The 7,475-nt window shown below is 39.6% G+C and carries 6 protein-coding genes; 1 reads left to right on the forward strand and 5 read right to left on the reverse strand.

The features are described 5' to 3' along the window. Window positions 1-161 precede the first annotated feature (161 nt). Both O9316_RS04270 and pckA read right to left on the reverse strand, forming a co-directional pair. A complete protein-coding gene (locus O9316_RS04270; RefSeq protein ID WP_298205588.1) occupies window positions 162-1,829 on the reverse strand; it encodes a putative transporter in 1,668 nt (555 codons plus the stop codon). 30 nt (window positions 1,830-1,859) lie between these two features. Then, complete coding sequence (pckA, locus tag O9316_RS04275; protein WP_298205589.1) at window positions 1,860-3,491, reverse strand: phosphoenolpyruvate carboxykinase (ATP); 1,632 nt, start codon at window positions 3,489-3,491, stop codon at window positions 1,860-1,862. A gap of 391 nt (window positions 3,492-3,882) precedes the next feature. Here pckA and lpdA point away from each other — a divergent pair, with 391 nt between their 5' ends. Then, on the forward strand, window positions 3,883-5,286 hold the full coding sequence (gene lpdA, locus O9316_RS04280) for a dihydrolipoyl dehydrogenase (protein WP_298205590.1): 1,404 nt from the start codon (window positions 3,883-3,885) through the stop codon (window positions 5,284-5,286). A 71-nt stretch (window positions 5,287-5,357) separates the two neighbouring features. Here the strand turns inward: lpdA and O9316_RS04285 are convergent, their stop codons facing one another. The 3 genes from O9316_RS04285 to O9316_RS04295 are packed head-to-tail and all read right to left on the reverse strand — an operon-like array spanning window position 5,358 to window position 7,345. Further along, on the reverse strand, window positions 5,358-5,744 hold the full coding sequence (locus O9316_RS04285; protein WP_298205591.1) for a response regulator: 387 nt from the start codon (window positions 5,742-5,744) through the stop codon (window positions 5,358-5,360). Window positions 5,745-5,748: 4 nt separating this feature from the next. Beyond that, a complete protein-coding gene (locus O9316_RS04290) occupies window positions 5,749-6,876 on the reverse strand; it encodes an ATP-binding protein (protein WP_298205592.1) in 1,128 nt (375 codons plus the stop codon). Window positions 6,877-6,913: 37 nt separating this feature from the next. Continuing rightward, on the reverse strand, window positions 6,914-7,345 hold the full coding sequence (locus O9316_RS04295) for a heme NO-binding domain-containing protein (protein WP_298205593.1): 432 nt from the start codon (window positions 7,343-7,345) through the stop codon (window positions 6,914-6,916). Window positions 7,346-7,475 lie beyond the last annotated feature (130 nt).

The raw sequence follows: 7,475 nt of genomic DNA on the forward strand, positions 1-7,475 counted from the left end.
CAATCTAAAGCTCCGATTTAACCAAATTAAAGAACTAATTATTTTTTGGTTACAATTATTGTTCAACTTTTTCACTAAAAATAAAACCACTATTTTAATCGAAATTTAAAATAGTGGCTTTTTAAGGAATGACTAAATAAAAAAAGAGAAGTATCGAATGTTTAAGAGAAAAATAGAATTAGTAATTGAGCTCCCACAATACGCAAAATCATAGTGAGTGGATAAACCGTTGCGTATGTTGCGGATGGCGTGTCGTTTCCCGCTATTTTTAGAGCAAAGGCTAGGGCTGGTGGGTCAGTTGAGGCACCCGCCAAAAGACCCATAATTTCAAAAAAGTTTTTCTTAAAGAATTTTTTAGCCACCCAACCCGTAATTAAAAGTGGAAGTAAAGTAATTGCCAATCCCATTCCAATCCAATAAAATCCAGTAGTACCTGTAAAAGCTTTTGCCAATTGGGCACCACTGCCCAATCCTACACTCGTGAGGAAAAAGCAAATTCCCAATTCACGAAGCATTAAATTAGCACTATGTGTAGTATAATTATTTAGATAAATTTGATTGCCAAACCGACTTAATAAAAGCGCTATAAGTAACGGTCCACCGGCTAAACCGATTTTTACGGGAACAGGAATACTTGGAATTTGAAGCGGAATGCTTCCCACGAGAAGTCCGAGAACAATGCCAATAAAAATTGGAGCTAAATCTGGGACTTCCAATCGTTTGATTGAATCCCCCACAATTTTAGTGGCTTGCTCCAAACCTTCAGGTGTACCAACCACTTTTATGGTATCCCCCAATTGTAAAACGATATTGCCATTCGGAACCAATTGAGTGCCTGCCCGGTTTAATCGGGTAAAGGTAAAATCATGCTGGTGTAATTCAGTAATGTCTCCCAAACGTCGGTGCGTAATGGCTTTATTGGTTACCACAAAATGCTGACTAATCAAATTACTGTCTAATGCAGTTTTAAGATTTATTGCACTCTCCACGCCAATCAATACGTGCAATTGGTCAAAAGTTGTTTTTGGAGCTACAATTAAAAGTACATCTCCTTGAGCCAAAATGGTTTTGGGTGTAGGTGTAATTATTTCACCATGGTGAAACATGCGTGACACCACAATGGGTGTTTTGATGATTTCGAAGATTTGTGAAAGCGGTTTTCCAATTAATTGATGGTTGTCCAATTGAAGGTGTTTTGAAATCACCCGATTCTCTCGTAAATTTTGCAATTTGTTTTGAAGTTCGGTTTCCTTAATAATGTCGACCCTAAATATTCGTTTCAGGAACACCATGGCAAGGATTATTCCAAACACCCCAAAGGGATAGGCTACAGCATAAGCTAGTGTAACCGTTGCATTGTCGGCAGTGTCGCCATGGATATTGCTCAGCGTAGTTTGTGCTGCGGCCAATCCGGGTGTATTGGTAACTGCACCACTCATAACCCCACTCAGCTCACCGATAGCGAAGGTAGTTGTACAGTAAAATAATAACGTAAGGGTCAAACCTAAACTCACGATTAGAGCGGCTAATACATTATTGCTTAAAGCATTTCGATTCAAAGAAGCAAAAAAGCCAGGACCTACTTGCAATCCCAAGGTGTACACGAAAAGAACGAGTCCGAAGTCTTTTAAAAATTCCCGGACTTCATTTTCAACAACAACGCCTGCAAGAGAAAAGGCTAACCCTACAAATAACACCCAAGTTACGCCGAGTGATACACCGAAAATTTTCAATTTTCCTAAACTAATTCCAGTGGCAATCACTAAACCAAAGAGGATAAGAGTGTGTGCAAATGAAGGTTGGGTCAGTAAATTGAGTATCCAGTCCATAACGCAGCGTATTTAGGGTTGTAAATTGTGTTAGGCTTCTATTGGTTTTTCAAAGGGTTCCAATTGCGGACCCGCATTTACAAGGCGTTCACCTTCTACAGTATCCGTATATTGAGCAAAATTTTTAATGTACAAGGCACTTAGTTTTTTTGCTTTTTCCTCCCATTCTGCAGCTTGGATATACGTAGCTCTAGGATCTAAAATTAAGGAGTCTACGTTTTCCAATTGTGTGGGAATGGTGAGGTTAAGGTACGGAATCTTTGTGGTTGGCGCACTTTCAATACTTCCATCTATAATGGCATCAATAATCGCACGGGTGTTTTTTAATGAAATTCGTTTTCCTGTTCCGTTCCAACCAGTATTCATTAAGTAAGCTTTGGCACCGTGTTCTTTCATTTTTGCGACTAATGTTTTTGAATACATGGTCGGGTGTAGGGTCAAAAAGGCCTCTCCAAAAGCAGGTGAAAAAGAGGGTTGTGGTTCTGTAATTCCACGTTCTGTGCCGGCCAATTTTGAAGTATAACCACACAAAAAGTGATATTGAGCTTGATCTTCATTTAAAATAGAAACTGGTGGTAAAACGCCAAAGGCATCCGCACTGAGGTAGATGATTTTTTTAGCATGGCCTGCTTTTGATGGCAATACAATTTTATTGATATGATAAATCGGATAAGAGACCCTTGAGTTTTCTGTGATACTGTGGTCATAATAATCCACTTCACCGTATTCATTGACTACTACATTTTCTAACAATGCATCACGCTTGATAGCACGCCAAATATCGGGTTCATTTTCTTCGCTTAAATCAATCACTTTGGCATAACATCCCCCTTCGTAATTAAACACACCACGATCATCCCATCCGTGTTCGTCATCACCTATCAAATAGCGTTTTGGATCGGCTGAAAGTGTCGTTTTTCCGGTCCCTGATAGCCCAAAGAAAATCGCTACGTCTCCGTCTTCGCTTACATTAGCTGAACAGTGCATAGAAGCCATGCCTTTCAATGGTAGATAATAATTCATCATGGCAAACATTCCTTTCTTCATTTCGCCACCATACCATGTACCACCGATGATTTGCATTTTCTCGGTAAGGTTAAATAGAATGAAATTCTCTGAATTCAATCCCATTTCTTCCCAATTAGGGTTGGTGGTTTTTGAACCATTTAAAACCACAAAATCGGGTTTGCCAAATTCTTGTAGTTCATGAAGCGTTGGTCGGATAAACATGTTTGTTACAAAATGCGCTTGCCATGCAACTTCCATGACGAATCGAACTTTTAAACGAGTGTCAGGATTGGTGCCACAAAAGGCATCCACAACATAAAGTTTACGTGAAGTAGACAATTGTTTAAGGACTAATTTTTTTAATTCACTCCAAATGGGTTGAGTAGTGGGAAAATTGACTTTACCGTCCCAACAAATGGTATCTTTAGTCACGTCGTCTTTCACAATGTAGCGGTCTTTGGGTGAACGACCCGTAAAGATGCCTGTTTTTACAGCAACCGCACCACTTTCAGTTACGGCACCTTTTTCATAGCCTCGACAATTGTGAGAGAGTTCAGCTTCGTGTAATTCTTGATAGGTCGGATTGTAAACTACTTCATGGTAGCCGGTAATCCCCATTTCATGTAACTCTTGGATTAATTTGATATTTTTCATGGTTCTAAATTTTAGAGAATGGTGTACTTATTTATTGAACAATTTTACTACTTCAAAGTTCGTTACACCCTTTTCCAAAAACCCTGATATTTATCATGAAATTCATAAATCTACGAAAACGATTTCATTGTAAGTAATTGGTTTACAGTGTGCAATGTGGAAGTTTTTTTGAAAGTGTAGCTGTGTAGGTGATTTTGAAAAGTTCCCTGTTGACGGTCAACTTATTTGTAGATCAATGTCCTCGTTTACGCAGTTGTATTTGGCAAGTATTCAGTAAACTTAAACCATCAATTGTAAGGCTTGAATATTATTTCTTTTTCATGAATCTTAACCCAAAAAACATTCGTAATTTTGCCTTACAATTTATAAAAACACAACAAAAATCAGTTCTATGAGTCAGTTTGATGTCACGATTATTGGATCAGGTCCCGGCGGTTATGTTGCAGCCATTCGTTGCGCCCAATTGGGATTTAAAACCGCAATTATTGAAAAATATCCCACTTTGGGAGGTACCTGTTTAAACGTGGGATGTATTCCCTCCAAAGCCTTGTTAGCTTCTTCGCATCATTATGAAGAGTTGCAGCATTTTGCCGATCACGGTATCGAAGTGTCCGGGAAAGTGAAGGTCAACTTAGCCAAAATGATTGAACGCAAGCAACAGGTCGTGGATCAAACCTGTGGCGGGATCAAGTTTTTGATGGATAAAAATAAAATTACCGTATTTGAAGGAGTCGGTTCGTTTGTCGATGCCAACCATATCAATGTGGCGAAAAATGACGGTTCAAACGAAGTTATAGAATCAAAATATACAATAATTGCTACGGGATCTAAACCATCTTCATTGCCCTTTATCACTATTGATAAAGAACGGATCATTACGTCTACAGAAGCGTTAAAAATGACTGAAGTGCCCAAGCATTTGGTGATTATAGGCGGTGGCGTTATTGGTATTGAATTGGGACAAGTGTATTTGCGTTTGGGCGCTCAAGTGTCTGTCGTGGAGTACATGGATCGTATCATTCCAGGAATGGATGGCGCCCTTTCGAAAGAATTGACCAAAGTGTTGAAAAAACAAGGCATGAAGTTTTATACTTCGCACAAAGTGAAAGAGGTGACCCGTACCGGAAAAGCAGTGACCGTCAAAGCCGATGATGCCAAAGGAAACGAGTTGGTGTTGGAAGGCGATTACTGTTTGGTGGCCGTGGGTCGTCGTCCGTTCACCGATGGGTTGAATGCGGAAGCTGCGGGTGTAAAAATTACCGAACGCGGTCAAGTGGAAGTAAACGATCATTTGCAAACGACGGCTTCCACTATTTATGCTATTGGCGATGTCGTTCGCGGCGCCATGTTGGCACATAAAGCGGAAGAAGAAGGGGTAATGGTCGCCGAGTTTATTGCCGGTCAACGTCCCCATATCGATTACAATTTGATTCCAGGTGTGGTATACACTTGGCCTGAAGTGGCTGGTGTAGGGAAAACCGAAGAGCAATTGAAAGCCGAAGGAATCGCATACAAAGCAGGTAGTTTTCCGTTTAAAGCCTTGGGGCGTGCGCGTGCCAGTGCCGATTTGGACGGATTTGTAAAAGTGTTGGCAGATGCCAAAACCGATGAAATTTTAGGAATGCATATGATTGGTGCGCGATGTGCCGATTTGATTGCAGAAGCAGTCGTAGCGATGGAATTCCGTGCTTCAGCCGAGGATTTAACGCGCATGTCGCATGCCCATCCTACTTTTGCCGAAGCCATCAAAGAAGCTGCTTTAGCGGCTACCGACAATCGTGCTTTGCATGTATAACAGCCTACGTTAAGATAACAAACCCCGATGGTATTTATTTACATCGGGGTTTTTTTTGACTTCATTTTTCCTTAGGAGGCACATACATGTTGCACCATTTCGCGAGTCATCGGTTTGTTCAAATATTCTTTGACGGATTTATATTGCTTGATACGCTCAATATCCTCATGATTGATTGAGGAGGTGAGTACATAAATCTGTATGTTTTTTTGAAGCTGTTTTGGTTTTTTTTCCAAGGCCTCCAAAAAGCCAAATCCGTTGAGAATGGGCATGTTCAAGTCTAAAAAAATCACATACCGTTGCGCGATAGATTCCTCCATACATTCAATCGCTTTTAACGCTTCGGTGGCATCGTTAAAAAGGGTTACCGACGAGGTGCAAGTCCCCATTTCAAGGTACATTTTTCCTAATTTTAAGAAGAGTTCGTCGTCGTCAATAATGTAAAAATGAGTCTTCATGGTGTTATTCAAGTTTTTTATTAGGGAATTTTAACGTAAAAGTGGTGCCTTCATTTTTAACCGATTTTACGGTGATGGTTCCTTTGAGATAATGCACCATTTCTTTGATGATATACAGTCCAATCCCATTGCCTTGTGATTTAATCGAGGCGCGATAGAAAAGTTTAAAAATGTTTTCCAAATTCTTTTCATCAATGCCCTCTCCATTATCTTCAACAGTAAGGATGCAAGAACTTGGGTCGGTATGAATGTTTATTTTAATTAAGGAAGCCGCTCCCAAATCGGGTCTAGCGTACTTTATAGCATTGGAAATCAAATTATTGATAATGGTTCGAATGCGAAAGGTATCCGAGTGAAAAGGAGTTGATGCATCAATAGAGAGATGCATAGGAATTTTAGTGTTGTAAATCACCGAATAATTGTGGTAGCTTTCTTGGATTAATTCTTCCCAACTGATAGGCGTTAATTTTAAAGCTACTTTCTCGTTTTTTGACAACTCATTCAAATGAATTATCGTGCGATCCAATCGCTTTAACGTATGTAAAATTTCTGGGAGTTCTTCCAATACCATCGACTCTGGCAATTGAAGCAAACCGATACTCGCCAGCAAAGGGGCGCGGAAATCATGTGTGATGGCATAAACAATGGCATCGAGTCGCTCATTGACTTGTTGTAAACGTTCGTTCTTTTGTTTTAAATCGGCAATCATCTTGCTGTTATCTTGCAAATTAAGCAAGTTTTGATTCAACATTAACAAGGTGTCAATGGCTGAATCATGTTGTGCAAAATCGGTCACAAACAAATCGTGTTGTTGCAAATCCTCGACCGACATCAACCAAGGGGAACCGCAAAACCAAAGTTCTTCTTCGTATTCATGGTGAATGATGAACTGCCCTTTAAAGCGAACTTTTTTAGGATGATTGAATAATTCAAGGATAAAAACCTGATCCAAGAATTCAGCTATCGAAGCAAAAGTATACGTAATCCCAAAATTGGGACGTATGTATTTGAAATTGCTTGCAAAATGCCCCTTGTCTTTTAAAAATTTCCCCATACTCGGACCGTACTCGATGATTTCGAGTTCCTTATCGAGCCGCAAATAGAAAGGGAATAATCTTTTTAAGGTTTGCATTTATCGTTGGATTTGGGGAGGGTTTGGGAAAATACATTCAGAAATGCAGTGAAAAAACACTCTTGTGGTACTCGTCTTCCATGGAGGTCTCTATCAATTCAATCCTTGCAGGGGTTTCAAAAAAAGTACTTAAACCCTCCAAAATTCCAGAAACAAAAGGGTGTAATCCGGGACGTTTCGAGAAATAGTGTAACTCCAAGGTAGTGTCAGAAAGCTCCATTACCTTAAACTCAGGGGGAGTGATTTCAGGATAATACAACATCACACGGCTGTGAAAGTTGGGGAGATTGACCAAAAATTCTCGCAGTCCTTTTCCCGCTGAGTGCAACAAAGCCGCATACTTTTCAGCCGCAATCGTCAGTACCCAATATTTTCCAAATTCAAATAATAAGGCTTGAATATTCATATCCAATATTTTGGAGGCATTGACGACCAACGCATAGGTAACCGTATCCGAGTAATTAGTCATCCCTTAAAAAACAAATAACTGCCTGATTGTTATTTTATTACAATAAAATTTAGCTAGAAATAGATGATAATTATTGCCAAAAATGGTATATTTGAGTATAAAATAGTGGCAATATGTTAGGCAAAATAAA

The sequence above is a fragment of the Flavobacterium sp. genome, from assembly GCF_027533505.1.
In the GTDB taxonomy this organism is placed as follows: Bacteria; Bacteroidota; Bacteroidia; order Flavobacteriales; family Flavobacteriaceae; genus Flavobacterium.